This window comes from Agromyces sp. 3263 (assembly GCF_031456545.1).
Taxonomy (GTDB): domain Bacteria; phylum Actinomycetota; class Actinomycetes; order Actinomycetales; family Microbacteriaceae; genus Agromyces.
The window spans coordinates 1214427-1241420 of the sequence record NZ_JAVDUV010000001.1; the positions used below are offsets into that span (position 1 = coordinate 1214427).

A 26994-nucleotide genomic window follows, 5' to 3' on the forward strand; every position below is an offset into this window, starting at 1 on the left:
GCGGGTCGGCGTCGCGGGCGGGTCGCGTCGTGGGCGGGTCGCGTCGTGGGCCGGTCGCGCGTGGGCGGGTCGCGTCGGGCATGGGCCGGCCACGCCCGCGGCTGACGCCAGGAACCGCGAAGGGCGCCGCCGCGGAGATCCGCAGCGGCGCCCCTCGACACGTCAGCCGGCTACCAGAGGATCAACGGCACCGGGAACGAGCCCGAGTCCGCGAATCCCTCGCCGCCGTCGAACGACGCCTGGATCGCGTGCACGCCCGCCGACAGCTTCGGCAGCTTCACCGAGAGGCGGCCACGATCCTTCGCGGTGAGCTCCACGGTGGCGAGCACCTTCGAGCCGTCGGTGATGGTGACCGTGCCCACGGGCGTCGACCCGTCGGCGGCGAGCACCGCGCCGACGTAATGCACCGCCGAGCCCGCCTTTGCGAGGAGCTTGTTCGGCGCGCCGATCGTGAACGTGGCGACCACGGGCGGCGCCTGCTCGTCGACCAGCACCGCGACCGAACGCGCCGGCACGGTGACCGAGCCGCTCGCGGCATCCCACGTCGTGCTCTTCACGACCGCGTCGGAGCCGTTCGCCTGCGCCTCGGTGAGGGCGAAGTCGCGGCCTGCGAGTCCGTCGACCTGCTCGGTGATCGCCTCGGGCGACGAGTTGAACACCACCAGGGCGCCGTCGAGCTCGGGGTCGACGTCGTCGCCCACCAGGTCGTCGATCTCCATCACGATGAGGCCGGGCGTGGCGCCGGGCCCGCTGTTCGGGAAGCTCACCTTCTCGTCGATGAGCTCCGCCGAGCCGAGCTGCAGCAGGTCGACCTCATCGCGCACCCGCAGCAGGTCGAGGGCGGATGCCTCGGCCGTCGCGATGTCGGCCGCGGCCGGCTTGAGCGCCGGGTTCGCGAGCAGCGGCTCCATGATGGGCCACTTCGCACCGTTGTCGGCCTCGTTCGGCAGGCCCGACCCGAAGGTCGACTCCTGGCCGGTCCAGTCGATGCGGTTGAACCAGTCGCCCGAGTTGTAGCTGTTGCGGTCGAGGGACTTCGAGCGCAGCAGCTCCGTGCCGGCGTGCCAGAACGACGGCGACTGCGACAGGGTGACCGTGGCGAGCTCGAGCGTGTTCATGCGCACCCGGTCGGCCATCGACGTGTCCGTCGGCAGCTTGAACACCGAGAGGTCGTAGAGCGTCTCGTTGTCGTGCGCATCGACGTAGTTGATGACCTCGTCGGGTTGGTCGGCGTAGCCGGCCGGCGAACCCCGGTAGTCGAGCTCGTCGCCGCGCACGGTCTCGCCCGCGGCATCCGTCAGCTCGTAGCCGCGGAGGTTGCCGGCGAGGCCGAGCTTCACGAGGTCGGTCTGGTGCCCGAGGTCGGCGAGCTGGTCGGCCTGCGACGGCGTGCCCGGCTGTCCGTTCGGATCGGTGCCGAGGCCCGTGCCGTAGCCCTGAATGAACGTCGACGAGCCGTCGACCGGGCTGCCGCCGTGCACGGCGTCGCGCAGCCGGTCGTTGAACGTGCCGATGCCGGTGCCGCCGAGCTGGCCCTGCGTGGCCTGCTCGAACAGCGCGTTGTTCGCGACCTCGCCGAAGTTCCAGCCCTCGCCGTAGAGGTAGATCGCGTTCCCGTCGACGCCGTCCGCGGCGAGCGTCAGCTCGTCGAGCGCGGCGCGGATCGCCAGCATGTTCTCCTTCGAGTGGTGGCCCATGAGGTCGAAGCGGAAGCCGTCGACCTTGTACTCCTTGGCCCACAGCACCACGGAGTCGACCATGAGCTTCTCGGCGACCTCGTGCTCCGTGGCGATGTTCTGGCAGCAGGTCGAGGTCTCGACGTTGCCGACCTTGTTGAGCCGCTGGTAGTAGCCGGGCACGATCTTGTCGAGCACCGACTTCTCGCCCTGGCCGGATGCCGCGGCGTGGTTGTACACCTCGTCGAGCACGACCTGCAGGCCGGTGGCGTGCAGCGCGCCGACCATCTCGCGGAACTCCTCGACGCGGGCGCCGCCGTTCGCGTCCACCGCGTAGGAGCCCTCGGGCGCCTGGAAGTGGAACGGGTCGTAGCCCCAGTTGAAGCCGTCGAGGTCGCGGATCGATTCGAGGCAGGCCTGCTGCTCGGTCGACGCCGGACCGTACGACGCGAGGTCGCACGCAGGGGTCGCCTGCGCGGCCCGGTCCTCCTCGATCGTGGCGATGTCGAACGTCGGCAGCAGGTGCACGGTGTTGATGCCCGCGTCGGCGAGCTGCTTCAGCTGCGCGGTGCCCGCGGAGTCGCGGGTGAAGGCACGGTACGTGCCGCGCTCCTCCGCCGGTACCGTCTCGTCGGTGATCGAGAAGTCGCGCACGTGCAGCTCGTAGATCGCCCGGTCGACGGGTCGCTCCACCACGGGCGAGGGCGTCTCGGCCCACTGCTTCGGCGCCAGCGCGGCGTCGTCGAGGTCGACGACCACGGTGCGCGCCGAGTTCGTCGTCAACGCCACGGAGTAGGGGTCGGTGACCGAGTTCGTCTCGATGGCACCGGTCGTCGGCGCGTACACGTCGACCGACCAGCGGTACTCGTCGCCCACGTCGACGCCGTCGACGCTCCAGGTGCCGTCGGCCGCGTCGAACTCGGCCGGGACGAGCACCGGTTCGCCGGTGGCGCCCGCCTCCCAGACCTCGGCCGACACGGACTGCGCGGTCGGGGCCCACAGCGCGAGCTCCGCCTCGTCGCCCGCGACGGTCGCGCCGAGCGGCGTGGACGCCAGGGCGTCCGCGTAGAGGTCGTCGAGCACGCCGGGCACCTGCACGCCGGTGAAGGCGCTCAACGCGTCATCCGTCACCTGGGCCACCGCGAGCTGCTCGGTGAGGAGCTGCTGCACGTCGGCGCGGTCGAGGCCCTTGGGGTGCAGGGCCACGTAGCCCTCGAGCGCCGGGAACTTCGCCAGCTGCGCGTCGGAGAGGCCCGCCGGGTCGACCGTGAGCTCGATGGGCTCACCGCCGCCCGTGACCGCGCCCTCGGCGACCGCGAGCGCGGCGTCGGCCGAGTGCTCGAGCGTCCACGTCGCGTCCGCACCGGATGCCCCGCCGAGGAACTCCGCCGGCCACGCGAGCGTGTCCTCGCTCACCCAGTGCGCGCGCGACTCGCCCGTTCCCGCGAGCGGCGGGTCGGTGACGACGATCTCGAGCACGTGCGTCGCGAGCGTGTAGCGGAACTCGACGAGCTTGCCGGCCGTGGCGGTGAAGGTGTAGTTCGCACCGCCGGGTGCGCCGCCGACGCCGTAGTTCTCGTCCCAGCTGCGGTTGTGCGCGACCTTCACCTCGTAGGACCCGTCGTCGAGGTCGTCGGTCGCGAACGTGTAGACGCCGTCCTTGTCGCCGTCCTGCATGAGCGAGGCGAGGCAGTCGGGCTGCCAGTCGCCGGAGCATCCGATCTGCGACTGGAAGTTGCCCGGCAGGGTCACGACGGGGCCTTCGGCCGTCGAGGAGACGACCTTCGTGTCGGGATTCCAGAAGAACGTGATGGGCCCGCCCGGGTGGGTGTAGGCGACGTTGCCGCCGTTCGGCTCGCCGTTCGCGCCGTAGTTGAGGTCCCAGCTGCCGTTGAGCGCGACCTTGTACTCGTAGGACCCGGCAGGCAGGTCGAAGGTGCGGGCGTAGATGCCGTCGGCGCGGAGCGTGAGCTTCGCCGCCTCGCAGCCGGGCGTCCAGTCGCCGGGGCAGCCCATCTCGGAGTTGTGCGAACCGGGCACCGTGACCAGGTCGATCGGCTGCTCGGGCTCCTCCTCCTCGACGAGGTTCACGGCGTTGCCGACCGAGGCGTAGGTGCTCGCCGCCGATCGGTGGCCCGCGGCATCCGTCGACACCGCGCGGTACTCGAGCAGCGTGCCGTTCGCGAGGCCGGCCGTGTCATGGAAGACGCGGGGGCTCGTGTCTTCGGCGGTGCCGAGTGCGTGCCAGTCGTCGGAGCCGGCCACGCGCCAGGCGAAGCTCGTCTCCGCCCAGGTCGCGTCGTCGACGTCGGCGACGACCGGGGCGATGCCCGTGACGCCGGCGCCCGCAGCGGGGGTCGAGACCGAGATGGCGGATGCCGCGTCGGGCGCGCTGACCGTGCGGTCGGCCTTCAGCACCACGGTGCCGAGCGCCGGCACGGTGACGGATGCCACACCGTCGGCGTTCGCGGTGACGGGCGAGGCGTCTCCGTAGAGCACCTCGAACGCGCCGTCCTTCGTGAGGGTGGGCACGTCGACCGTCTTCGCGGCGTTCGAGTTGTTCGACGCGACGAGGTATTCCACCTTCTCGGTGCGGTCGACCCGCGAGAAGGCGTAGACGCCCGCGCCGTTGTCGACGTAGCGCTCGATCTGGGCGCCGGTCGACAGCGCCGGATTCGCGGCCCGCAGGTCGGCGAGGGTCGTGATGTGCTCGTACATCGGGGCGTCGGTCGCGAGGTGCGCGCCCGTGCCGAACGTCTCGCCCGTCACCAGCGGCTGGTTCTGGTACTCCGCGACCTGGGTCGGGAAGAGGGTCTGGCGCGCGCTCTGGTCGCCGCCGGTGCCCGCGAAGCCCTGCTCGTCCCCGTAGTAGACGACGGGCTGGCCGCGCGTGAGGAAGAGCAGCTCGTGGGCGAGCTCGTCACGCTGCAGCGGGGCATCCGTGCCCTGCAGGAAGTAGCCGACGCGCCCCATGTCGTGGTTGCCGAGGAAGGTCGGCAGGGCCGTCGCCGACGAGTCGGGCGTCGTGTAGTAGTCGTCGCCCGCGAAGAGGGACTGGAGGTTCTTCGCCGAGTTGCCGGCCGCGAAGCTCACGGCCTGCGACTGGAAGGTGAAGTCGAGCACCGAGTTCATGTCGGTCTTGCGCACGTAGGGGCTGAGCTTCTGCGGGTCGGCGTCGTAGACCTCGCCGAACATGAAGAAGTCGGGCTTGCCGTGGTCGTGAGCGTAGTCGAGCACCTGCGTCGACCACTGCTCCCAGAACTCGAAGTTCACGTGCTTGGCGGTGTCGATGCGGAAGCCGTCGATGCCGAGGTCGATCCAGTCGTCGTACACGTTGACGAAGCCGTTGACGACCGTGGGGTGCTCGGTCATCAGGTCGTCGAGGCCGACGAAGTCGCCGAACGTGACCGACTCGCCCTCCCACGTGGAGTCGCCGCGGTTGTGGTACAGCGTCGGGTCGTTGAGCCAGGCCGGCACCTTGAGGTCGGCGTCCTCGGGGGCGACCGTCGGCGTGTACGGGAAGCTCGTGTCGGCGTCGAGGGCCGGGAAGGCGGGATCGCCCCCGCCGGCGTAGTCGCCCGGGACGAAGGCGTTGCCGTCGGCGTCGCGATAGGGACTCGTCGCCTGGTCGATGTAGGAGTGCTCGCCCTCCTCGTAGTCGATGACGTCGGCCGTGTGGTTCGTGATGATGTCGAAGTAGACCTTGATGCCCTTGGCGTGCGCCTCGGCGATGAGCGCCTCGAGCTCGGCGTTCGTGCCGAGGTGCGGGTCGATCTGGGTGAAGTCGGTGACCCAGTAGCCGTGGTAGCCGGCGCTCGCGTCGGCGCCCTCGCCCTGCACCGGGCGGTTCTTGAAGCTCGGCGTCAGCCAGATGGCCGTCGTGCCGAGTCCGTCGATGTAGTCGAGCTGCGACCGCAGGCCGGCGAGGTCGCCGCCGTTGTAGAAGCCCTTCGCGGTGGGGTCGTAGCCGGTGGTGAGCCGGTCGCCGGTGAGGCCGCCCTGGTCGTTCGCGGCGTCGCCGTTCTGGAAGCGGTCGGTCATGACGAAGTAGAACTGCTCGTCGCTGCCGGGCTGGCGCACCGGGTCGGCCACGAGGTCGGCGTCGGATGCCTCGTCGTAGACGCCGCGCAGGCCGGTGGCTTCGAGGCCCACGCGCTTCAGGGTGTCGTCGAACACCACCCGCACCGGGGTGTCGCCCTCGACCGTCAGCGGGATGTTGTCGTTGCCGCCGTTCAGGCCGTAGGACTCGTCCCAGGCGTCGTTCACGGCGACCTTGTACTCGTAGGATCCGGCCGGGATCGTGAACTCGGCGGCGTACACCCCGGGCGTGCCGGTCGCCGTGAGCTCCGTCTCGGCGCAGTCGGGCTTCCAGTCGTCGGCGCAGCCGAGCTCCGATTGCAGGCTGCCGACGAGGGCGAACGTGCGGGGTTCCTCGGCCGCGGCGGCAAGGCCCGGCACGAAGACGATGGCGGATGCCGCGAGGGCTCCCGTGACTGCTGCAGCGAACCAACCGCGGGCGCGCACCCGTTGCGTCATCCTTGACTCCCGATTCCCGGCACGACCGCGTGCCACCGACTTGGAGCCGACCGTAGCAGCGCGAGGCGAGTTAATGCAAGCGCTTGCAACATTGCGAGGCTCCGGATGCCGCCGTCGGCCGCATGCCCGCCATCTCAGGTTTCTTCGCGGGGCTGCCGGTGGAAACGTTCTCAACCGGTGGCCCTCGTTCGCGGGACGCGTCGCGCCGGGCTCACCGGTGCAGCGCAGCCGTCACAGCAGGCGCCCGACCGCCACCGCCCGGAACCGCTCCTCGCGCAGCCGGGCGGCGACGAGCCGCCGCTCGTGCAGTTCGGCGAGCTCCTCGCGAGTGGGGGCCGCGTGGCGCTGCTCGGCGCTGCGGCTCCACGCGAGGAGCGCGAGGCCGCTGCGACGCGAGATGCGCCGGAGCAGCGTGTCGGGTCCGGCGGGGCGGACGATGCCGGCGGTGCCGATGACTGCGGTGTTCATGATGACCCCTCGATCCGTTGGTCGCGGCCCGATCCCGGGCACATTCCAGTTCTACGGCGAGGAGGCGGGCAGGCTCGTCGGCGACGACTACCGAGATCGGCTGCGGCGGCTACCGAGATCTTCCGGCGCGTGGTGGGATCAGGCCGAGAGGAGGCCGAGTTGGCGGGCGGCGCGCACGGCGTCCTGCCGGCTCTGCACGCCGAGCTTCGCCAGCACCGCGGCGACGTGGCTGTCCACCGTGCGCACCGAGACGACCAGCCGGTCGGCGATCTCGGCGTTCGTGAGACCCGCGGCGAGGAGCTCGAGCACCCCGACCTGCCGGTCGGTCAGCCCCTCGGGGTTGCGCCGCGTCACGCTCGACGGTCCGCGGGGGATGCTCCGCACGCCGCGGGCGCGGAGCTCGGCACGCACCCGGCGGGCGAGCGGCGCGGCGCCCAGTCGGTCGAGGATCACGAGCGCGTCGAGGAGGTCGGCCTCGTCGGGGCTCTCGGCGAGCGCCGCGGCCTCGTGGTACGGGGCGCCGGCCTCGTGCCACAGGTCGGCCGCGCGGCGCCAGTCGCCGCGTGCCTGCACGGCGAACGGGTGTCCGTCGTCGGGCGACACCTCCACCTCGTCCCCCGCGCGCCGCAGCAGGTACGCCAGCTCGGCCCGGAGCGCGCGGGCGTTCCGGCGGTCGGCCTCGTCGAACTCGGGACGGGCGATCGCGCGGGCGGCGGCCCCATCTCCGCGGAGCAGGGCCGCCTCGGCCCGCGCGGCCGCGACCGGCCCGCGACGCTGCAGCTCGGCCAGTTCGTCGGCGAGCCGTCGCGCCTCGTCGAGTGCCTCGTCGGCGCCCTCGTCGCCGTCGGCGCCGCGCCGCAGGCGGGCGGTGCCGGCGACGGTCAGTGCGACGCAACGGGCGTGCGGGGCATCCGGGGCCGGTTCGACCGACGCCAGGGCGTCATCCCATCGGGCCCGCGCCAGGTCGAGCCGCCCCTGCTCCATGCGCTGATAGGTGACGAAGCCGATGAACTCGGCTCGCTCGGTGAGCTCCATCGCACGAGCGAGGTGCAACTCGGCGAGGTCGAGCCGGTAGTGGTCGAGCAGGCCCCAGACGAGGTTCACGTAGGCGCGCGCCGCATCCTCCATGTCGTCGACCGCCTGCGCGACCTCGGCGGCCTCGACGAGTTCGTCGATCCCCCGCTCGTCGGCGCCGAACATCAGCGCGGTGCCGTGGTTGTTCAGCGCGTGCGAGAGCACGGCGCGATCGCCGGTCTCGCGCGCGATCGCGATCGCCCGGTCGGCGAGCTCCATCGCGCGCTCGGAGTCGTGCATGAGCAGCGCGAGCTGCGACTCGTTGCTGAGCGCCATGGCGAGCAGGCTGGGGTCGCCGGCGTCGGCGAGCACCGCGGATGCCTCGCGAGCCGACTGCTCGGCGTCGGCGCGACGGCCGGCGAACCACTGGAAGCGAGAGAGCCAGCGCAGGCTCGCCCCGAGCCGCCGAGGATCCCCGAGCTGCCGTCGCAGGGCGATCACCTCGGACTGCGTCGTCATCGCCTCGACCGCCGCTCCCACGGTGTACGACTCGATCGCGAACTCCTCCGACAGGTCGGCACGTTCGGCCGGCTCGAAGCGGTCGGCGTGCGCGAGCGCCGCGCGATAGTGCGACGTCGCCTGGCGGTGCGCGCCCGATGCGGCGGCGTCACGGGCCGCCCGCGGCGCCCACTCGACGACTGCGTCCACGTCGCCCGCGGCAAGCGCGTGATGCACGAGCCGGGCGGGGTCGGCCACGCCGGAGGCCACGAGCGCGCCGAGCACCCGACGCTCGAGCTCGATGCGGCGTGAGGCCGGCAGCGCGTCGACGACCGCGCGTCGGGTCAGCTCGTGGCGGAACCGCACACCGTCGGCACTCACCGCGAGGAGTCCGCCCTCCTCGGCGGCCCGCAGCGCCCCCTCGGACCCCGGCACGAGCCGCGCGAGCAGGTCTCGGTCGACCGCGGAGGGCACGACGGCGAGCTGCTCCACGTGGTCCTGCGTCGCGGCATCGAGGCGTCGCAGGCGACCCGTCACGGCGTCGACCACCGTCGGGGGCACGCGCGCCTCGTCGGCGGAGGCGATGAGCTCGGTCACGAAGTAGGGGTTGCCCTCGGTCATCCGGTAGACCCGCTGGGCGTCGAGCCCGCTGTCGGCGGTGAGCCGGCCCACGGCGGCGGGCGACAGGTGGGCGAGGGCGATGCGGTCGACGCGGTCGCCGTGCCCGAGGTCGCCGAGGAGGCGGCTGAGGGGATGGTCGCGGTCGAGCTCGTCGCGGTACGTGAGCACGAGCACCGCCGGCAGGTCGTCGATGCGGCGGGCGAGGAACCGCAGCACGTCGAGGGTGGCCTCATCGGCCCAGTGCACGTCCTCGACGATGAGCACGGTGCCGCCTGGGTCGGCCAGCTCGTCCCGGAGCGCGGCGTAGACCTCCTCGCGGTCGCCGGCGCGCAGGGCCTCCCCGAGCCGCGGTCCGACCGACGCGCCGAGATCCCGCAGCGGACCGAGCGTGCGGGGCGTCGACATCGCGTCGCACGACCCGACGAGGACCCGGGCACCCCCGGGCGGATCCGCTCGCAGCGCCGCCACCAGCGTGGACTTCCCGATGCCCGCCTCGCCGTGGAGCAGCACGACGCGGCCGCGCCCGGCCGTCGCCTCCCGCACGGCCGCGCGCAGCTCATCGAGCTCGGTCTCGCGTTCGAGCAGGGAACTGCGCACAGGGCGAGCATGCCCGCCGCGGGCGCGCGCTGCAACCGCACGCGCCCTGAGGCGCCGGGTGACTCAGCGCCGCGATCGGATCAGAGGCCCGAGTAGGCGTGCAGTCCCTTGAAGAACAGGTTCACCACGGTGAAGTTGAACAGCACCGTCGAGAAGCCGATGATCGCGAGCCACGCCGATCGCGAACCGCGCCAGCCGCGGGTCGCCCGCGCGTGGATGTACCCGGCGTAGACCACCCAGATGATGAAGGTCCACACCTCCTTGGTGTCCCAGCCCCAGTAGCGGCCCCACGCCGCCTCGGCCCAGATCGCGCCGGCCATCAGCGTGAACGTCCACAGGATGAAGCCGATGATGATGACGCGGTAGGCCAGGTTCTCGAGGGTCGCCGAGTCGGGCAGTGTCGCGAGGAAGTTCTGCTTGACGGCCTTGGCGGATGCCGCGAACGACTCCCGCCGCGCCTGCATGAGCTGCACGACCGAGAGCGCGAAGCCCAGGGCGAGGAATCCGACCGCCGAGGTCGCCACGAACACGTGGATCACGAGCCAGGCCGACTGCAGTGCCGGTGGCAGGGGCACGACGCTGACGTAGAAGTTCACGGTCGCGATGCCGAGCAGCACGAGCACGAGGCCGGTCACGAACGTGCCGAGGAAGCGCAGGTCGTGCTTGGCGACGACGAGCACGAGCAGGTAGACCGTGGTGATGACGAGCGTGCCGGTGAGCGCGAACTCGTACATGTTCGCCCACGGCACCCGGCCCGCGGCAAGTCCGCGGGTGACGTCGGCCGCGAGGTGCAGCAGCCAGGCGACGACCGTCATGGCGACGGCAACGCGCAGGGCGGGCGAGCGGCCCCAGGCGACGGATGCCCCGCGCGCGGGCGGTGCGGCCACGAGCGTGTCCGTGCCTCCGCCGGTCGCTGGTGCGCCGGTCGTGCTGCTCGCTGCGCCGGCCGCGGTGGTGGCAGTTGCGGCAGCCCCGGTCGCGGGTGCGGATGCCACGACGGCCGCCTTCGCATCGTCCGCCGCCTTCGTCGCGGCTGCCGACCGACGCGCGAGGTCGATCGCGTAGGCGATGAAGGCGATCGCGTACACGGCCATGGCCGAGTACACGAGGATGATGGAGATCTCGTCGAGCGTCACTGTTCTACCTTACGTCGAAGGATTCGCGCGGTCATCGGCGGATTCGCCGGGCGGCGCCGCCCCGGGCCCGGTCTCGACCGCGGGTGCCGCCGCCGCGGCATCCGTCGACGCACCCGCGTGCGCGTTGGCGAACGAGGCGACCGCCTCCTCGAGGCCCGGGTCCTCGCCGCGCGCGAGGCCGGCGTACTCCAGCACCACCGCGCCGTCGCGCCGGCGCACGGCCTTCACCCACATGCGGCGACGCGGCACGAAGAGCGACACGAGCAGGCCCGCGATGATGAGCACCGCGAAGACGAGCACCCAGCCTTGGGACGGGTCGTCGTGGATGTCGAAGCTCGCGAACCGGCTGACACTGTGCGAGTAGTCGCCCTCGGCGGCATCGGGATCGGCGTTCTCGAAGGTGACCGAGCCGAGGCCGTTCGGCAGCTCCACGGTCTCCCCGGGCATGAGCTCGATCGACTCGACACCGGTCGCACCGCCCGTGAGCTGCTCCATGCTCGACGGGTCCAGCGTGTACACCGAGGTCGGCTCGCCGCCGTCGATGCCGAGGTCGCCCTGGTAGACGTTCAGCGTGAGCACCGGGTAGACGAGGTCGGGGTAGTTCGAGGTGAACGCACCAGAGGCGAGCGTCTCCTGCGTCGGGTAGAAGAACCCCACCATGCCGAGCTGCTCCTCGAGGCCGTCGGGCACCTTGACGACGCCGATCGACGTGAGGTTGGCGTCCTGCGGCAGGAACGGCACCGCGTCGGTGAACACGACCTCGCCCTGCGGGTCGCGCACCGTGATGGTGGGGGCATACCCGTTGCCGAGCAGGTAGACGTCGGTGCCGTGCACGCGCAGCGGCTGGTTCACCTTGACCACGCCCGGCGTCGACTCGCCGCCCTTGGCTTGCACCGACACGTGCGCGGTGAAGTCGATCGGCTGCCCGATCGCCTCCTGGTTGCGCGTCTCGTACACGGCGTCGAGCTCCTCGAGCGAGAGCTTGTAGGGGTCGAGGGTGCCGTCGTCGAAGAAGCGGCCCGGGTTGAACGAGTCGTACGCCGCGAGCGTGTTCACGAAGGACTGGCCTTCGACGACCACGCGCTGTCCCGAGAAGCCGAAGCCGCCGCCGATGCCGACGGCCACCAGCACGCCGAGGAGCGCGGTGTGGAAGACCAGGTTGCCGGTCTCGCGCAGGTAGCCGCGTTCGGCCGACACGGATGCCTCGCCGCGCAGGTCGTAGCGCTCGACCCGGTAGCCGGCGCGCTTCAACTCGGCAGCCGCGCGGTCGATCGCGGCATCCGGCGTCTCACCCGTCGGCAGCGGCCGCTCGGTGAAGCCGGCGAGCCTCGAGAGTCGCACGGGCGTGCGCGGCGGGCGGGCGCGCAGCGCGTCGAAGTGGTGCTTCGTGCGCGGGATGACGCAGCCGATGAGCGACACGAACAGCAGCAGGTACACCGCCGAGAACCACGCCGACGTGTACACGTCGAACATCTGGAACCGGTCGAGCACCGGCGCGAGGCCCGGGTTGTCGGCGAAGTACTGGGTCACGCCGTTCGGGTCGCTCGAGCGCTGCGGCACGAGCGAGCCGGGCACCGCGGCGATCGCGAGCAGCAGTAGGAGCAGCAGCGCCGTGCGCATGCTCGTGAGCTGCCGCCACGCGAAGCGCAGCCAGCCCACGAGGCCGAGCTTCGGCTGGGTGACGGATGCGTCGTCGCCCGGCGACTCGGCATCGCGCTGGGGAGCGTCGATGTGGTCGTCGGGCCGCGACAGTGCGTCGGGGTCAGATCGCGGGGACAAAGCCGGTGATCACCGCCTGCAGTTCGTACATCCAGATGGTCCAGAGGCCCGACACCATGAGCAGGCCGATCGCGATGAGCAGCGACCCGCCGATGATGTTGATGGTGCGGATGTGGCGGCGGAAGAAGGCGAGCGAGCCCGTCACCCAGCCGAAGCCGAGCGCCACGAGCAGGAACGGGATGCCGAGGCCCAGGCAGTACGCGAGCCCGAGCAGCAGCGCGCGGCCGGCCGACGCCGAGTCGGCGCTGAGCGTCAGCACGACCGCGAGGGTCGGGCCGATGCACGGGGTCCAGCCGAGGCCGAACACGATGCCGAGCAGCGGCGCCCCCGCGAGGCCCGTGGCCGGCCGCCACGACGGCTTGAACGTGCGCTGCAGGAACGTGAACTGGCCGATGAACACGAGGCCCATCACGATGAGCACCACGCCGAGCGCCCGGGTGATCACGTCGCCGTAGGCGTTGAACCACGCTCCCGCGACGCCGGCGAGCAGGTTGAACGTGACGAACACGACCGTGAACCCGGCGATGAACAGCAGCACGCCGAGGATGAGGCGACGACGGTTGCGTCGTTCCTCGGAGGCGACGGCCGACGCATCCGTGAAGCCGCCGAGGTAGCCGAGGTAGCCGGGCACCAGCGGCAGCACGCACGGCGAGAGGAACGAGACGAGCCCCGCGGCGAGCGCGATCGGGACGGCTGCGAGCAGCTGCCCGTTCAGCACGACGTCGCCGACCCCGCCCACGCTGCCGCCGTCCCTAGGCCTGCTCGGCCAGGAGGCCGTCGACGATCGACTCGAGGATCGACGCGTCGGTGAGCTGACCGAGGATGCGCGCGGCGACCCGGCCCTCACGGTCCAGCACGATCGTCGTCGGCACCGCGGCCGGAGGCACCGGGCCGGCGAACGCGAGCTGCGCCGAGCCCGACTCGACGTCGAGGATCGACGGGTAGGTGACGCCGTACTTCTTCTCGAACGAGGCGGCGGTGCCCGCCTGATCGCGCACGTTCACGCCCACGAAGGTCACGCCCGAGTCGGCGGGGGCGTCGATCGCGTCGGTGTCGGCGTTGCTCGCGAAGCCCTGCGACACCTCCTCGAGGATCGGCGCCTCCACGCGGCACGGCGCGCAACCGGCGTACCAGAAGTTCACGACCGTCACGTCGCCGAGGGTGTCGGCCGAGTCGAAGCGCTCGCCCTCGACCGTCTCACCCGAGAACGCGATCGGCTCACCCCGCTGGTCGGCCGCGTACTCCGAGATGGTGCCGTCGCCGGCGATGTAGTTCTTGCCGCTGCCCTCGCGGTACTGGTCGGCGAGCGGGTCGCTCGTGCACCCGGTGAGCAGCAGGGCGGATGCCGCGGCGAACGCGGCGAGGATCGTGAGCCCGGCACGGGGCCGCATCCGGCGCCGCATCACACCGCCCCCACATCGCTGGCGTTCGCGGAGAGGCGGCGGGCCGGATCACGGTAGCCGACCTCGACGAAGGATGCGCCCCGACGCTCGAACGTGGTGATGCTCGACAGCGCGCAGCGGCGTCGCCGGGGGTCGTGCGCCAGCGACTTGCCCGCGACCCGGCGGTGCACCATCCAGATCGGCAGCTGGTGGCTCACGATCACGACGTCGCCGTCGTCGGTCGCCTTCCAGGCGTCATCCATCGCGTGGAGCATGCGCCGGGCGATCGAGCCGAACGGCTCGCCCCAGCTCGGCTCCCACGGATTCACGAGGAAGGCCCAGTTGCGCACGTCGCGCAGTGCACTGTCTCGACCGCTCATGCGCTTGCCCTCGAACCGGTTCTCGGGCTCGATCACCCGGTCGTCGAGGGCGGCCTCGAGCTCGAAGACGCGGGCGATGGGCTCCGCGGACTGCTGCGTGCGCTGCAGCGGCGAGGAGATCAGGGCGCCGATCGTGCGGCCCCGCGAGGCGAGGTCGTCGGCGGCGAGCTGCGCCATCTCGTGCCCGAGGCTCGAGAGGCCGTATCCGGGGAGTCGGCCGTAGAGCACGCCCTGGGGGTTGAAGACCTCGCCATGGCGCACGAGATGGATCTGCTCGGCCGGCACGGTCTCCAGTCTAGAGAGGGGTTCCCTTTGAATCCGCCGAGGGTCGGGCCCTCGTGGGCCACCGCGCGGCCGTCGGGTCGACCGCCGCTGCGGTCGCCGTCTCACGCCCCGTCGGCGAGCGCCTCGAGCAGGTGCAGTGGCGGCACGAAGAAGGTCGCCCCGGTGACGGCGGTCGAGACGTCGAGGATGCGGTCGTGGAGACCGGGCGGGTCGCCCAGGAACATCCGCTGCAGCATCCGCTCGATGACCCAGAGCCGACGCGAGTACCCGATGAAGTACGTGCCGAACTCACCGGCCGCGGGGCTGCCGAAGGGCATGTTGTCGCGCAGGATCTCGAGCTCGTTGCCCTCGTCGTCGGTGATGGTGGTGAGCGTCTTGTGCGCCCGCTGCGGTTCGGTGTCGTCGAGCTCCAGGTTGTCGGCCTTGCGGCGGCCGATCACCGCCTCCTGTTGCTCGGTGGTCATCGCGTTCCACGCCGTGAGGTCGTGCAGGTACTTCTGCACGACCACGTAGCTGCCGCCCGCGAACGCCGGATCCTCGTCGCCGATGAGCGTCGCGTCGGCCATGCCCGCGCCGCTCGGGTTCGCAGTGCCGTCGACGAAGCCCAGCAGGTCGCGCGCGTCGAAGTAGCGGAATCCCTGCACCTCGTCGGCTACCGTCACCGCGCCGCCGAGCTGCTCGAGCAGGAGCCGCTCGAACTCGAAGCAGAGGTCGGCGCGATCGGCGCGGATGTGGAAGAGCAGGTCGCCAGGAGTCGAGGGCGCCGTATGCGCGCCGCCCGTGATCGCCGTGAAGGGTCGCAGCTCGGCGGGGCGCATCTCTTGCCCGAAACGCTGCCAAGCCGATGCGCCGATGCCGACGACGCACGAGAGGTTCGCGGCCAGGTCGCGGAATCCGACCGTCTTGGCGAGGTCGTCGAGACCCGAGACCACGTCGCGGACGGTCGCCAGGTCGCCCGGCTCGGGACCGATCACGATCGTGAGGAAGACCGCCGACTGCGACAGCGGCGCGTCGACCTTCTGGGCATCGATCGGAACCCTGCGGTCCGTGTCCTCCACTGGCGAACTCCCTCCCGCTGCGGCATCCGCTCGCTGCTGGCTGATGGTACCGGGAGACGCGCGGAAACGCCCCGGTAGGATGGTCGATCGTGAACTCACGCACCTTGATCAAGAACCTCGCCGCGCTCCCCGACGGCCCCGTCACCGTCGCCGGATGGGTCGAGACCGTGCGCGATCAGAAGAAGGTGCAGTTCGTCATCCTGCGCGACGAGTCGGGGGCGGTGCAGCTCGTGAACCCCGCGACTCGCGAGCTCGACCCCGAGGGCGTGAGCGTCGGCGCGGCCGAGGCGCTCGCCACGACCGAGACGATCTCGGCGCTCTCGCACGGGTCGTTCATCACGGTCACCGGCGAGCTGAAGCACGACGAGCGCGTCAAGCTCGGCGGCATCGAGGTGAAGATCGGCTCGCTCGATGTGGTCGCCGAGGCGAACCCCGAGACGCCCATCGCGGCCGACTCGAGCCTCGACAAGCGCATGGACTGGCGCTTCCTCGACCTGCGCCAGCCGAAGCAGCACCTGATCTTCCGCATCCAGACCACGTTCCTCCACGCGCTGCGCACGTACTGGGTCGAGCACGACTTCATCGAGATCCACACCCCGAAGCTCATGGCGTCGGCGTCCGAGTCGCGCGCCGAGCTCTTCGAGGTCGATTACTTCGAGGGCAAGGCGTACCTCGCGCAGAGCCCCCAGTTCTTCAAGCAGATGGCGCAGCCCGCAGGGTTCGGCAAGGTCTTCGAGGTCGGCCCTGCGTTCCGCGCCGACCCGTCGTTCACCTCGCGCCACGCCACCGAGTTCACGTCGGTCGACGCCGAGATGAGCTGGGTCGACTCGCACGAGGACGTCATGAAGATGCACGAGGAGCTCCTCGTGGCCGGCTTCGCCGCCGTCAAGGAGAAGCACGGCGCCGAGATCGCCGAGCTGTTCGGCATCGACCTGCAGGTGCCCACGACGCCGTTCCCCCGAATCCCGCTCGCGGAGGCGAAGCAGATCGTCGCCGACCGCGGCTACGTGATCCCACGCACCGACGAGGACATGGACCCCGAGGGCGAGCGCCAGATCTCCGCCTACGTCAAGGAGACGTACGGGCACGACTTCGTGTTCCTCACCGACTACGCGTCGAGCATCCGGCCGTTCTACCACATGCGCCGCGAGGGCGACCCGGGCATCACGAACTCGTACGACCTCATCTACAACGGCGTCGAGATCTCGACCGGCGCCCAGCGCGAGCACCGCATCGACGTGCTCGTCGAGCAGGCGAAGGAGAAGGGGCTCGACCCCGAGGAGCTCGAGTTCTACCTCGACTTCTTCCGCTACGGCGTGCCCCCGCACGGCGGCTTCGGCATGGGGCTCGCCCGCGTGCTGATGCTCATGCTCGAGGAGCACTCGATCCGCGAGACGACGTACCTCTTCCGCGGCCCGACCCGCCTGCTCCCCTAGCCCGGGCCTGCCGGCCCGGCGCCGGGCGCCCTCCCGCCCGGGGCGGTGAGATGACGGCCAGGCGCGCGGGGCCGGACGAGGGAGCCCGGGCGGCGCGGCCGCCGCCGCGCGTAGGCTCGGAGGATGACGGTCGACACGACGCCGATGGTGCGCATCGAGGGCGGCTCGTTCCGCATGGGCTCGGTCGAGTTCTACCCCGACGAGACGCCCGTGCACGAGCGCACGGTCGAGGCGTTCGAGATCGACGTGCACCCCGTCACGAACGAGCGGTTCGCCGCGTTCGTCGAGGCGACGGGGTACGTCACGGTGGCCGAGCGCCCGCTCGATCCGGCCGACTTCCCGGGCGTCGACCCCGACGGCCTCGTGCCGGGCGGGCTCGTCTTCACGCCGACCGAAGGTCCGGTCGACCTGCGCGACTGGCGCCAGTGGTGGCGCTGGGGCGAGGGCGCCAGCTGGCGGCATCCGTTCGGTGCCGGGTCATCCGTCGACGACAGGCCGACGCATCCGGTCGTGCAGGTGAGCCTCGAGGATGCCGCGGCCTACGCCGCGTGGGCCGGCAAGCGGCTGCCCACCGAGGCGGAGTTCGAGTACGCGGCCCGCGGGGGCCTCGACGGCGCCCGGTTCGCCTGGGGCGACGACGAGCGGCCGGGCGGCGAGCTCATGGTGAACCAGTGGCAGGGGCACTTCCCCTACGAGAACACGGGCGCCGCGGGCTGGGTCGGCACGTCGCCGGTGATGACGTTCCCGGCGAACGGCTACGGCCTCTTCGACGTCACCGGCAACGTGTGGGAGTGGACGACTGACTTCTACGCGCCGCGGCACGACGTGCCCGGGCGGGTGCCGGTCGAGGCCGGCTCCCGCGAGAACCTGCTCGCCGCGGCATCCGCCGAGCCGGGATCGCGCATCCCCCGCCGAGTGCTGAAGGGCGGCTCCCACCTGTGCTCGCCCGAGTACTGCCTGCGCTACCGCCCGGCGGCTCGATCGCCGCAGGCCGACGACACGGCGACGACCCACATCGGGTTCCGCTGCGCACGCGACGTCGCCTGAGGCGCAGCGCACACGAAGCAGGCGAGGCGCAGGCCACCGTCATCACGCGTCCGCGAAGACGCTCGACCAGTCCCGCTTGACGCTGACGACGGTGAAGCCCCGCTCGGATGCCGCGGCCAGCGCCTTCTGCGCACCCTGGTCGTATGGCGCGTCGCCCCGGCCCGTGTCGTCGTCGTGGTGCACGAGCAGGGCGAGCCCCGCCGCCCCGCGCTGCACGAAGTCGAGCATCGGGACGTCGCCGTTGGAGTTGCCCGCGGCGAGCAGCGGGCGCCGACCGATGCGGCTCCAGATGCGGATGGGCTTCTCGTCGCCGTCGTCCATGAAGTCGAAGGCGTCGGTATATCGCACCTGCGCCTCCTCGTCGTCGTAGCGCAGCCCGAGCGCCGAGCCGATCACCCGCTCGGGCGGGATCCCGTAGTAGTCCTCGGTCATCGGCCGCATGAAGTCGCGGTCGCCGCCCGACACGATGTAGCAGGTGAAGCCGTTGCCCTCGAGGTGGCGCATGAGCTCCACCATCGGGGCGTACACCGCGTTGCGGTACGCGCGCTGCAGGGTGAGGTGCTTCGCCGTGCGGTAGAACTCGGCCACCGAGCTCGCGTACTGCTCGACGCTCATCCCGTCGGTGAGCCGCACGATCGCGCCGATCAGCGTCTCGATGTCGGACTCGTCGCCGTCGTAGTGCTTGTCGATGGCGGCCCCGAGCCACGCGAGGTCGCCGGTCACGGCGGCCTGGTATGGCTGGTGCTCGGCGAGCGACGGGTCGGCCTCGGCGGCGGCGCGCCACTGCTGCACGATGTAGTGCAGCTGGGTGGGCATCGGCTTCTCGGTCCAGAGCGTGCCGTCGTTGTCGAACACCGCGACCCGCTGCTCCTCGGGCACGGCGTCGGGGCCCTCGGTGACGGATGCCACGAACTCGAGGATCGCGTCGCGGGTGGGTCCGTCGGCCCAGGACGGCAGCTCGCGTGTCACGTGTCGGACCTCCCCCGCGCGGTCGACCGCCGACGTCGGCGGTCTGCGTCCCACGCTGTCATGCGACATCCGGCAAGGCAAGGGAGGAATGGCGAGCGAGACTCAGCTTGCCTCGGGCACGCGCGGCTCCTGCGGCAGGTCGCGCACCGCCGGGCCCTCGATGCGGCGACCGGATGCCTCGAAGCGGGAGCCGTGCAGCGGGCAGTCCCAACTCGTCTCGGCGTCGTTCCACCGCAGCACCCCGCCGAGGTGCGTGCACACGGCGCGCACCGCGCAGGTGCGGCCATCCACCGTCGAGATCCCGTACGGCACGCCGGCCCGGGACACGACGACGCCCTGACCCTCGGCCGGCGCTTCAGCCGGAGCGGGATGCAGGGCCGCGCCGCCCCAGCCCACGGCGATCCAGCTCGCCACGTGCGCCCCCTCCACGGCGCCCCGGCCCAAGTCGGACGGCATCGTGGTGCGCGTGCCGAGCACCCGGATCCACGGGCGACGCTCGCCCCACGGCACGCCGAGGATCTCCTCGGAGATACGGATGCCGGCTGCCGCCCCGTTCGCGAGCCCCCACTTGGCGTACCCCGTGGCGAGCCACACGCGTCCGAAGCCCCGCGGCATCCGCCCGACGAAGGGCACGAGGTTCGCCGACTGGTAGTCCTGCGCCGCCCACCGGTGGGTGAGTTCGGCGCCCGGGAAGTGCCGGCCGGTCCACGAGATCAGGTCGCGCACGCGGGCCTCGGTCGACGGCGCGCGCCCGACCGGGTGCCCGTTGCCGCCGACGAGGAGCAGGGGCGCCGCATCGACGCCGCCGGCGACGTCGGGTGTCGTGCGGATCGACCGCGTCGGGTCGTCGACCGAGATGAACAGCCCGGGCGGCGGAGCCTCGGCCACGCGATACGACGTGAGGTGCGAGCGCAGCGGGCGCGTCTTCGCGAAGTAGAGCCCCCGCGTCATGGTGGGAGCGCCCGTGGCGATGACCGCGGCATCCGCTCGCACGGTGCCGTGAGGTGTACGGAGTTGCACGGGCTTGGACGCGTCGACGTGCTCGACGCGCATCCCCTCGAGCAGCACGCCGCCCTCGGCGACGAACGCCCGGGCCATGGAGAGGGCGAGGGCATACGGGTCGAGCCCGAGTTGCCGCGGCAGGGCGACGGCGCCCGCGAACGGGAACGGCAGGTGCGGCATGCCGTCGACGCGTTCGACCGGCAGCCCCGCCTCGGCGGCCGCCTCGAACTCGCGGTCGACCGTGCGGAGGCCCTCGTCGGAGACCGCGTAGCTGTAGGCGGTCTCCTCGGAGACGGGCACGCCGTGCTGCGCGGCGAACTCGGCGATCCAGCGCAGCCCGTCGAGGTTCGCGTCGGCGTATGCCCGAACGACGCGCGCCGGGTGCGCCGCCCGGATGCGCTGCAGCATCGCCGACTGCAGCACGCTCACCTTGCCCGTATTGCCGCCCGTCGCGAGCGCCGCGACGTGGTCGGCCTCGAGCACGATGACGTTCGCCCCGGCCCGGCGCAGCAGCAGCGCCGTGGAGAGGCCGGTGATCCCCGCGCCGACGACGGCGACGTCGAAGCGGTCGCCGGGAGGCGGGGCGCCCTCGGATCGCGGGAGCGCGGGCTCCGGCCCGAGCTCGTCGGCCACGGCCTGTGCTGCCCACAGCGACGTCATGCGACCAGTCAACGCCCACGGACGGTGGAGCGCAACGACGCAGTCAGAGCGCGAGCAGCGCCGTCTTCAGTCGCGCCGGGTCCACGCGCCAGTAGTCGTGCACCTCGCCGTCGATCAGCAGCACGGGGATCTCCTCGGCGTACTGCTGCGCGAGCGCGGCGTCGTCGAGGATGGATCGCTCCTCGAGCGACATGCGGCTCGAGGCATCCGTCGCCCGGATCTCGGCCATCACCGACTGCACGACCACGCGCGCGTCGTCGCACAGATGGCAGCCGGGCTTGCCGATGAGGGTGAGTCGGATGTCGCGGGTCACGCGTTCCAGCCTACGCACGCGGCGCGGAGGATCGTCGACGAGTGGTCGACGAGGAAAGCGAAAACGCCAGGCCGCCTGGCCTGGCGCTCTGCCGGTCGTGCGAAGGACGACTACTTCTTGTTGCGACGCTGGTGACGCGTCTTGCGAAGCAGCTTGCGGTGCTTCTTCTTCGCCATGCGCTTGCGGCGCTTCTTGATGACGGAACCCATCGAAACCTCACAGAAAAGATCGAGACGGCCGCGCGTGCCGCAGCCAGAGGCGGGAAAGCCTCGCGTTAGTCTAGCCGATCCGGCGGGTGCGCCCGTCCGTACCCGTTCCATCCGGCTTCTCGGCATGCATTAGCGTCGAGGAATGCGCGCCCACGACGTCGTCATCCGCACCACGACCGAAGACGACTGGGCCTCCGTCCGCACGCTGCGCCTCGAGATGCTGCGCGACTACCCGCTCGCCTTCGGCGAGACCCTCGAGCACGCCGAGCAGGTCGACGAGGCCGGCTGGCGCCTGCGCGCAGCACGGGGCACGACCGCCGGGCAGACGTCGATCGTCGCCATCGTCGGCGACCGCTGGGTCGGGCACATGGGCGGCTACATCCCGAGGGGCACCACCGGGCCGCTGCTCGTCGGCGTCTACGTCGCCCCCGACTACCGAGGCGACGCGATCGGGGTCACCCGGCTGCTGCTCGAGGCGGTCGAGGACTGGGCGCGCGATCACGGCGACACCCTGCGGCTCGAGGTGCACGAGGACAACCCCCGCGCACGACGCTTCTACGAGAAGCTCGGGTTCACGCTCACCGGGCGCAGCCGCGAGTACGAGCTGGCGCCGGGCGGGCTCGAGTTGGAGATGATCAAGCCGTTGCGCTGACGGCTACTTGCGCTTCTTCGGCCCGACGACCGAGGTGACCTTCTGGGCGGTCTCGGCGAACGCCTTGCCGATGGCCGAGGCGAGGGCGAGCTGGTCGTGGTTGAGCGAGGCGGCATCTTCGGAGTCCACACCGGCGAGGGTCGCGGCATCCGCTGCGGCATCGGATGACACGAACGGAATGAGCCAGTCCTCGAGTACCTCGAGGGGGCCGCGGTCGAGGTGGTAGTACCGGTGCTGGCCCTCCTCGCGCACGCCCACGAGACCCGCCTCGCGAAGCACCTTGAGGTGCTTGGAGACCGTGGGCTGGCTGAGGCCGAGGGTCGAGACGATCTCGGAGACGCTGATCTCGCCGCCGGACGCGGGAACCGACGTCTCGCGCTCGAGGAGGACCGCGAGGATGTCGCGTCGGGTCGTGTCCGCCACCACGTCGAAGATGTCCGCCATGCGTCAAGGCTAGTCATTCCCGGCGGGGAGTACCATGACTCACGCGTTGTCAGACGGTGGCGTGAGGGGGTCCGATGACGGCACAGCCGTTCCGCCGGCGCGGTGTGCCGTCGCGCTCGTGGATCGGCCGGCTGCGGGACGCGGTCGACGCGCTGGTGCGCAACTCGCCCTCGCGATTCGCGATCCTGATCTTCGCCGGCCTGGTGCTGCTGTTCACCCTCCTCTTCTCGCTGCCGATCGCGCGGGCCGGGGAAGGATCGGGCACGCCGCTGTACGACGCGCTGTTCACGGCGGTCTCGGTGATCTGCGTGACGGGTCTCGCGACCGTCGACATGGCGACGCATTGGTCACCCTTCGGCAACGCGCTCGTGTTCATCGGCGTCAACATCGGCGGTATCGGCGTACTGACGCTGGCCTCCATCCTAGGCCTCGTCATCTCCCGCCGGCTGGGCCTGCGGGCCAAGCTCATCGCCGCCAGCGACTCCAACCCGTCGCGCATCCACGTCGGCCCCGTCTCGGAGCGCCAGGCGGTGCGGCTCGGCGAGGTCGGCGGCCTGCTCGTCACGGTCGCGATCAGCGCCCTCGTCATCGAGGTCGTGATCGCCCTCGCCATGATCCCGAGCTTCCTCGCGGCCGGCTATGACGCGCTCCTCTCGGTCTGGTACGCCTTCTACTACTCGGCGATGGCCTTCACCAACACGGGATTCAGTCCGAATCCGGGTGGTCTCGAACCGTTCCAGCAGGACTTCTGGATGCTGTCGATGATGATGATCGGCGTCTTCCTCGGGAGCCTCGGCTTCCCGGTCATCTTCGCCCTGGCGAAGTCGTGGCGGCAGCCGCGCAAGTGGAGCGTGCACGTGAAGCTCACGCTCACGACCACCCTCATCCTCTTCGTGCTCGGTGCCGCGGCGTTCCTCCTCCTCGAGTACAACAACCCGAAGACGTATGGACGGCTCGACGCCGGCACGACGATCTTCGAGTCGTTCTTCATGTCGATGATGACCCGCTCGGGCGGCTTCGCGACCATCGACATGGCCGACCTCAACGGCTCGAGCCTGCTCGTCACCGACATGCTCATGTTCGTCGGGGGCGGTTCGGCGTCGACCGCGGGCGGCATCAAGGTGACCACGCTGGCCGTGCTGTTCCTCGCGGCATTCGCCGAGGCCCGCGGTGCGCCCGCGATGGAGGCGTTCGGCCGGCGCATCCCCCGCGACATCCTGCGCCTCGCGGTCAGCGTCGTGCTGTGGGGGGCGACTATCGTCGCGGTCTCCTCGATCGCCATCTCGCAGATCACGAAGCAGCCGCTCGACTTCGTGCTCTTCGACGTCATCTCCGCGTTCGCCACCTGCGGGCTGTCGACCGGCCTGACCGCCGAGCTCCCGCCGTCGGCGGTGTACGTGATGGCCGCCACGATGTTCATGGGGCGGGTTGGTACAGTGACACTCGCCGCGGCGCTGGCGGCCAGCCAACGCCGGCAGTTGTATCGCCGTCCGGAAGAGAGGCCCATCGTTGGTTGATCGGATCAGACACGACGCCCCGGTGCTCGTGATCGGCCTCGGCCGGTTCGGCGCCGCCACTGCAGGGCAGCTCGACCGGCTCGGTCGCGAGGTGCTCGCCGTCGACGACGACGAGGGACTGGTGCAGAAGTGGGCCGAGCGGGTGACCCACGCGGTCGTCGCCGACGCCCGCAACATCGACGCCCTGCGCCAGATCGGCGCCCAGGACTTCTCGACGGCGGTCTGCGCGGTCGGCTCCTCGATCGAGGCGTCCGTGCTCATCACCGCGAACCTCGTCGACCTGAAGGTCCCGCAGATCTGGGCGAAGGCCATCTCGACCTCGCACGGCAAGATCCTCGAGCGCATCGGCGCGAACCACGTCATCTACCCCGAGCGCGAGGCCGGCGAGCGCACGGCGCACCTGGTCAGCGGGCGCATGCTCGACTTCATCGAGTTCGACGACGACTTCGCCCTCGTGAAGATGTACCCGCCCAAGCCGATCCGCGGCAAGAACCTCACCGATTCGGGCGTGCGCTCGCGTCACAACGTCACCGTCGTGGGCGTCAAGAGCCCCGGCAAGCCGTTCACGTACGCCACCCAGGACACGGTCGTGTCCAACCACGATCTCATCATCGTGTCGGGCACCGAAGGCGACATCGAGAAGTTCGCCGCGCTCGAATAGCGAGCGGATGCCGCGGGCCGATCGTGCGCGACTGCGACCGTCGCGGCATCCCCTGTTTCGAGTATTCACAAAATTGTGAATCGGGCGTAGCATCGCGATCATGACCACTGTGATCAGCGCCCGCGGCCTCCAGAAGCGGTTCGGGCGCACCATCGCCCTCGACGGACTCGACCTCTCGGTCGAGGCCGGCGAGGTGCACGGATTCCTCGGCCCCAACGGGGCCGGCAAGACCACCACCCTCCGCATCCTGCTCGGGCTGGCGCGCGCATCCGGCGGCGAGGCGACGCTCTTCGGTCGCGACCCGTGGACCGACGCCGCCGAACTGCACCGGCGCATCGCGTACGTGCCGGGCGACGTCTCGATCTGGCCGAACTTCACCGGCGGCGAGGCGATCGACTTGCTCAGCCGGCTGCGCGGCGGCACGGGCGACAAAGCCGCGTACCTCGCGCGCCGGGAGCGGCTCTGCGAGGCGTTCCAGTTCGACCCGCGCAAGAAGGGGCGCTCGTACTCGAAGGGCAATCGGCAGAAGGTCGCGCTCATCGCCGCCTTCGCCACTCCGGCGGAGCTCTACCTCTTCGACGAGCCGACCAGCGGCCTCGACCCGCTCATGGAGCAGATGTTCAACCGCGAGGTCGACCGTATCGCCGGCGAGGGGTCGACCGTACTGCTCTCGAGCCACATCCTCTCCGAGGTCGAGGCCCTCTGCGACCGCGTGAGCATCATCCGCGCGGGGAAGACCGTCGAGAGCGGCACGCTCGCCGAGCTCCGCCACCTCACGCGCACCGAGATCTCCTTCGCCCACGACCCGGCGCGCGAGGCCGCGGTCACGGCGATCCCGGGCATCCACGACCTCGTCATCGACAGCGGGCGGGTGCGGTTCACCGTCGACAGCGACGGCGTCGCGGGGGTCCTGCCCGAGCTCGCGCGCCTCGAGGTGCAGGGACTGACCGTCGCCCCGCCCTCCCTCGAGGACCTCTTCCTGCGCCACTACGGCGAAGAGCTCACCCCGGCCGGAGCCGAGGCCCGCGCGTGACCCCGTTCCTCGTGCTGCTGCGGCAGCGCATCCGCCGCGACCGGCTGCAGCTCGCGCTGTGGATCCTCGGCACCGCGCTGCTCGCCTACGCCTCGGTCTCGGCGGTGTACGACACCTACGGCGAGGAGCAGGACCGACGCGAGATCCTGGGCGTGGCCATCGCCACCCGCACGATCCTCATCTTCCGCGGCACGCCCAACGGCATCAGCGACGGCGCGTTCGCGTTCTTCCTGCTGTTCGCGTGGCTGGCCCTCATGGGCGGTCTCATGAGCACGTTCCTCGCGGTGCGCCACACCCGGCAGGAGGAGGAGCAGGGCCGCGCCGAGTCGATCGCGGCGACGCCCGCGGGCCGCATCCGGCCCACGACCGCCACGGTCGTGCACGGCGTGCTCGCCAACGTCGTGCTCGGCCTGTTCATCGCCCTGGCGCTCATGGCGAACGGCCTCGAGCCGGTCGGTTCGTTCGTGTGGGGCGCGGCCATCGCCGTGTCGGGCTTCGCGTTCCTCGCATTCGGGCTGTTCGCCGCCCAGCTGTTCCGCACGTCGCGCGGCGCGAACGGGATCTCGGTCGCCTTCGTGCTCGTGGCCTACCTGCTGCGTGGCATCGGGGATGCGGCGGGCACGCCGTCGGAGGACCTGCTGCATGTGACCCCGGCCTGGCCGAGCTGGCTCTCTCCCATGGGCTACGGCCAGTTCACGGGCGCCTACGTCGAGAACGACCTGACCCCGCTGCTCATCCCGCTCGCCTTCGCGGCGGTGCTGATCGGCGTCGTCTACGGCCTGCAGTCCGTGCGGGACCAGGGCGCGAGCCTCCTCGCCGGACGCGCCGGCCGCGCGACTGCGGGCCCGGTGCTCTCGAGCTCGTTCGGGCTCGCCTGGCGGCTCAACACGTCCATCCTCCTCTCGTGGACGGCCGGCGCGGTGGCGACGGGGCTGCTCGCGACGTCGCTCTCGTCGGTGATCAACCAGGCTGCGACCGACACCCCCGCGGTGCTCGAGACGCTCCGCCGCGCGATCGGCAGCGACGCCTCGATCGAGGAGGCGTTCGTCGCCGTGTTCTACGGCATCGTCGGCGTGCTGGCCGCGTGCTGTGCCGTCCAGGTGGGCATCCGGGCGCGGCAGGAGGAGGCCCACGGCACCGCCGAGCTCATCCTCGGCACGCCCGTGCCGCGCGTCCGCTGGCTGCTCGAGTACTGGATCGTCGGCACGATCGTCATCGTCATCGTGCTGGCTGCGGCGGCCCTCGCGGGCATCGCCGGCGCCGGCGCGGCATCCGATCCCGAGTCGCTCGTGCCGAACGTGCTCGAAGCGGCGGCGGCGCAACTTCCGGCCTGCCTCGTGTTCCTCGGGCTCACCCTGCTCGTGTTCGCGTTCCTGCCGCGCGCGACGATCTCGGTGGGCTGGATCACGGTCGGCGTGGCGGCGATCCTCGGCACCTTCGGCCCGATCCTGCAGTTCCCCGAGTGGGCCGTCGACCTCTCGCCGTTCGCCCATTCGCCGGTTCCGGCAGGCGGGGAGACCGACTGGTCGGGTGGCATCTGGATGCTGGCGATCGGGCTGGCCGCCGGTGCGGTCGCCGTGCTCGCCATGCGCCGCCGCGAGCTCGCGAGCGGCGGATGAGA

At 71.2% G+C, this 26994-nt stretch carries 21 protein-coding genes; 7 read left to right on the forward strand and 14 right to left on the reverse strand.

Annotated elements, in window-relative coordinates; genetic code table 11:
• Nucleotides 1-170 precede the first annotated feature (170 nt).
• From pulA to J2X63_RS05590, 9 genes are all read right to left on the reverse strand, one after another.
• Nucleotides 171-6212 (reverse strand): pullulanase-type alpha-1,6-glucosidase, encoded by a 6042-nt coding sequence (pulA, locus tag J2X63_RS05550; RefSeq protein ID WP_309974870.1) that lies wholly within the window; start codon nucleotides 6210-6212, stop codon nucleotides 171-173.
• Between the two features lie 231 nt (nucleotides 6213-6443).
• A complete protein-coding gene (locus tag J2X63_RS05555) occupies nucleotides 6444-6680 on the reverse strand; it encodes a hypothetical protein (RefSeq protein WP_309974873.1) in 237 nt (78 codons plus the stop codon).
• A 138-nt stretch (nucleotides 6681-6818) separates the two neighbouring features.
• The gene (locus J2X63_RS05560; RefSeq protein WP_309974877.1) at nucleotides 6819-9410 is read right to left on the reverse strand and encodes an AAA family ATPase; all 2592 of its coding nucleotides are present in this window, start codon (nucleotides 9408-9410) and stop codon (nucleotides 6819-6821) included.
• Between the two features lie 80 nt (nucleotides 9411-9490).
• Nucleotides 9491-10504 (reverse strand): c-type cytochrome biogenesis protein CcsB, encoded by a 1014-nt coding sequence (ccsB, locus tag J2X63_RS05565; RefSeq protein WP_309977807.1) that lies wholly within the window; start codon nucleotides 10502-10504, stop codon nucleotides 9491-9493.
• Between the two features lie 51 nt (nucleotides 10505-10555).
• Nucleotides 10556-12298 carry a cytochrome c biogenesis protein ResB gene (locus J2X63_RS05570; RefSeq protein ID WP_309977809.1) on the reverse strand — a complete coding sequence of 581 codons (1743 nt, stop codon included), beginning with the start codon at nucleotides 12296-12298 and terminating at the stop codon, nucleotides 10556-10558.
• Nucleotides 12299-12308: 10 nt separating this feature from the next.
• On the reverse strand, nucleotides 12309-13064 hold the full coding sequence (locus tag J2X63_RS05575; RefSeq protein ID WP_309974880.1) for a cytochrome c biogenesis protein CcdA: 756 nt from the start codon (nucleotides 13062-13064) through the stop codon (nucleotides 12309-12311).
• Nucleotides 13065-13077: 13 nt separating this feature from the next.
• On the reverse strand, nucleotides 13078-13716 hold the full coding sequence (locus J2X63_RS05580) for a TlpA disulfide reductase family protein (protein WP_309974882.1): 639 nt from the start codon (nucleotides 13714-13716) through the stop codon (nucleotides 13078-13080).
• A gap of 11 nt (nucleotides 13717-13727) precedes the next feature.
• On the reverse strand, nucleotides 13728-14372 hold the full coding sequence (locus J2X63_RS05585) for a histidine phosphatase family protein (protein ID WP_309974885.1): 645 nt from the start codon (nucleotides 14370-14372) through the stop codon (nucleotides 13728-13730).
• A gap of 101 nt (nucleotides 14373-14473) precedes the next feature.
• Complete coding sequence (locus J2X63_RS05590; protein WP_309974888.1) at nucleotides 14474-15430, reverse strand: Dyp-type peroxidase; 957 nt, start codon at nucleotides 15428-15430, stop codon at nucleotides 14474-14476.
• Nucleotides 15431-15519: 89 nt separating this feature from the next.
• On the opposite strand from J2X63_RS05590, the gene aspS reads away from it, so the two are divergent.
• On the forward strand, nucleotides 15520-16866 hold the full coding sequence (aspS, locus tag J2X63_RS05595; protein ID WP_309974892.1) for an aspartate--tRNA(Asn) ligase: 1347 nt from the start codon (nucleotides 15520-15522) through the stop codon (nucleotides 16864-16866).
• Nucleotides 16867-16989: 123 nt separating this feature from the next.
• Nucleotides 16990-17913, forward strand: coding sequence for a formylglycine-generating enzyme family protein (locus J2X63_RS05600; protein ID WP_309974893.1), 924 nt, complete (start codon nucleotides 16990-16992; stop codon nucleotides 17911-17913).
• 42 nt (nucleotides 17914-17955) lie between these two features.
• Here the strand turns inward: J2X63_RS05600 and J2X63_RS05605 are convergent, their stop codons facing one another.
• The 4 genes from J2X63_RS05605 to J2X63_RS05620 form a co-directional block, all read right to left on the reverse strand.
• Nucleotides 17956-18936, reverse strand: coding sequence for an HAD family hydrolase (locus J2X63_RS05605; protein ID WP_309974896.1), 981 nt, complete (start codon nucleotides 18934-18936; stop codon nucleotides 17956-17958).
• 48 nt (nucleotides 18937-18984) lie between these two features.
• Entirely contained in the window at nucleotides 18985-20544 is a 1560-nt protein-coding gene (locus tag J2X63_RS05610; protein ID WP_309974899.1) for an FAD-dependent oxidoreductase, read from the reverse strand.
• 43 nt (nucleotides 20545-20587) lie between these two features.
• Nucleotides 20588-20857 (reverse strand): glutaredoxin family protein, encoded by a 270-nt coding sequence (locus tag J2X63_RS05615; protein ID WP_309974903.1) that lies wholly within the window; start codon nucleotides 20855-20857, stop codon nucleotides 20588-20590.
• Between the two features lie 110 nt (nucleotides 20858-20967).
• Entirely contained in the window at nucleotides 20968-21066 is a 99-nt protein-coding gene (locus tag J2X63_RS05620) for a 30S ribosomal protein bS22 (RefSeq protein WP_003792170.1), read from the reverse strand.
• 142 nt (nucleotides 21067-21208) lie between these two features.
• Between J2X63_RS05620 and J2X63_RS05625 the strand changes: the two genes are divergently transcribed.
• Entirely contained in the window at nucleotides 21209-21718 is a 510-nt protein-coding gene (locus J2X63_RS05625; protein ID WP_309974905.1) for an N-acetyltransferase, read from the forward strand.
• Nucleotides 21719-21721: 3 nt separating this feature from the next.
• Here the strand turns inward: J2X63_RS05625 and J2X63_RS05630 are convergent, their stop codons facing one another.
• On the reverse strand, nucleotides 21722-22162 hold the full coding sequence (locus tag J2X63_RS05630) for a metalloregulator ArsR/SmtB family transcription factor (RefSeq protein WP_309974908.1): 441 nt from the start codon (nucleotides 22160-22162) through the stop codon (nucleotides 21722-21724).
• 74 nt (nucleotides 22163-22236) lie between these two features.
• On the opposite strand from J2X63_RS05630, the gene J2X63_RS05635 reads away from it, so the two are divergent.
• The 4 genes from J2X63_RS05635 to J2X63_RS05650 all read left to right on the forward strand — a co-directional run bounded on the left by J2X63_RS05635 (nucleotide 22237) and on the right by J2X63_RS05650 (nucleotide 26992).
• Nucleotides 22237-23679, forward strand: a complete 1443-nt coding sequence (locus tag J2X63_RS05635; protein ID WP_309974911.1) for a potassium transporter TrkG — start codon at nucleotides 22237-22239, stop codon at nucleotides 23677-23679.
• The gene (locus tag J2X63_RS05640) at nucleotides 23672-24340 is read left to right on the forward strand and encodes a TrkA family potassium uptake protein (protein ID WP_309974914.1); all 669 of its coding nucleotides are present in this window, start codon (nucleotides 23672-23674) and stop codon (nucleotides 24338-24340) included. Before J2X63_RS05635 ends, J2X63_RS05640 begins: the two co-directional genes overlap by 8 nt.
• Nucleotides 24341-24440: 100 nt before the next feature.
• Nucleotides 24441-25373 carry an ABC transporter ATP-binding protein gene (locus tag J2X63_RS05645; RefSeq protein WP_309974917.1) on the forward strand — a complete coding sequence of 311 codons (933 nt, stop codon included), beginning with the start codon at nucleotides 24441-24443 and terminating at the stop codon, nucleotides 25371-25373.
• Nucleotides 25370-26992 (forward strand): ABC transporter permease, encoded by a 1623-nt coding sequence (locus J2X63_RS05650; protein ID WP_309974920.1) that lies wholly within the window; start codon nucleotides 25370-25372, stop codon nucleotides 26990-26992. Before J2X63_RS05645 ends, J2X63_RS05650 begins: the two co-directional genes overlap by 4 nt.
• Nucleotides 26993-26994: the final 2 nt, after the last annotated feature.

Bases quoted from the DNA above. Each gene is read 5' to 3' on its own strand.
- pulA (WP_309974870.1), bottom strand. From the start codon at position 6,212: ATGACGCAACGGGTGCGCGCCCGCGGTTGGTTCGCTGCAGCAGTCACG.
- J2X63_RS05555 (WP_309974873.1), bottom strand. From the start codon at position 6,680: ATGAACACCGCAGTCATCGGCACCGCCGGCATCGTCCGCCCCGCCGGA.
- ccsB (WP_309977807.1), bottom strand. From the start codon at position 10,504: ATGGCCGTGTACGCGATCGCCTTCATCGCCTACGCGATCGACCTCGCG.
- J2X63_RS05580 (WP_309974882.1), bottom strand. From the start codon at position 13,716: ATGCGGCCCCGTGCCGGGCTCACGATCCTCGCCGCGTTCGCCGCGGCA.
- J2X63_RS05600 (WP_309974893.1), top strand. From the start codon at position 16,990: ATGACGGTCGACACGACGCCGATGGTGCGCATCGAGGGCGGCTCGTTC.
- J2X63_RS05610 (WP_309974899.1), bottom strand. From the start codon at position 20,544: ATGACGTCGCTGTGGGCAGCACAGGCCGTGGCCGACGAGCTCGGGCCG.
- J2X63_RS05620 (WP_003792170.1), bottom strand. From the start codon at position 21,066: ATGGGTTCCGTCATCAAGAAGCGCCGCAAGCGCATGGCGAAGAAGAAG.
- J2X63_RS05625 (WP_309974905.1), top strand. From the start codon at position 21,209: ATGCGCGCCCACGACGTCGTCATCCGCACCACGACCGAAGACGACTGG.
- J2X63_RS05630 (WP_309974908.1), bottom strand. From the start codon at position 22,162: ATGGCGGACATCTTCGACGTGGTGGCGGACACGACCCGACGCGACATC.
- J2X63_RS05635 (WP_309974911.1), top strand. From the start codon at position 22,237: ATGACGGCACAGCCGTTCCGCCGGCGCGGTGTGCCGTCGCGCTCGTGG.
- J2X63_RS05645 (WP_309974917.1), top strand. From the start codon at position 24,441: ATGACCACTGTGATCAGCGCCCGCGGCCTCCAGAAGCGGTTCGGGCGC.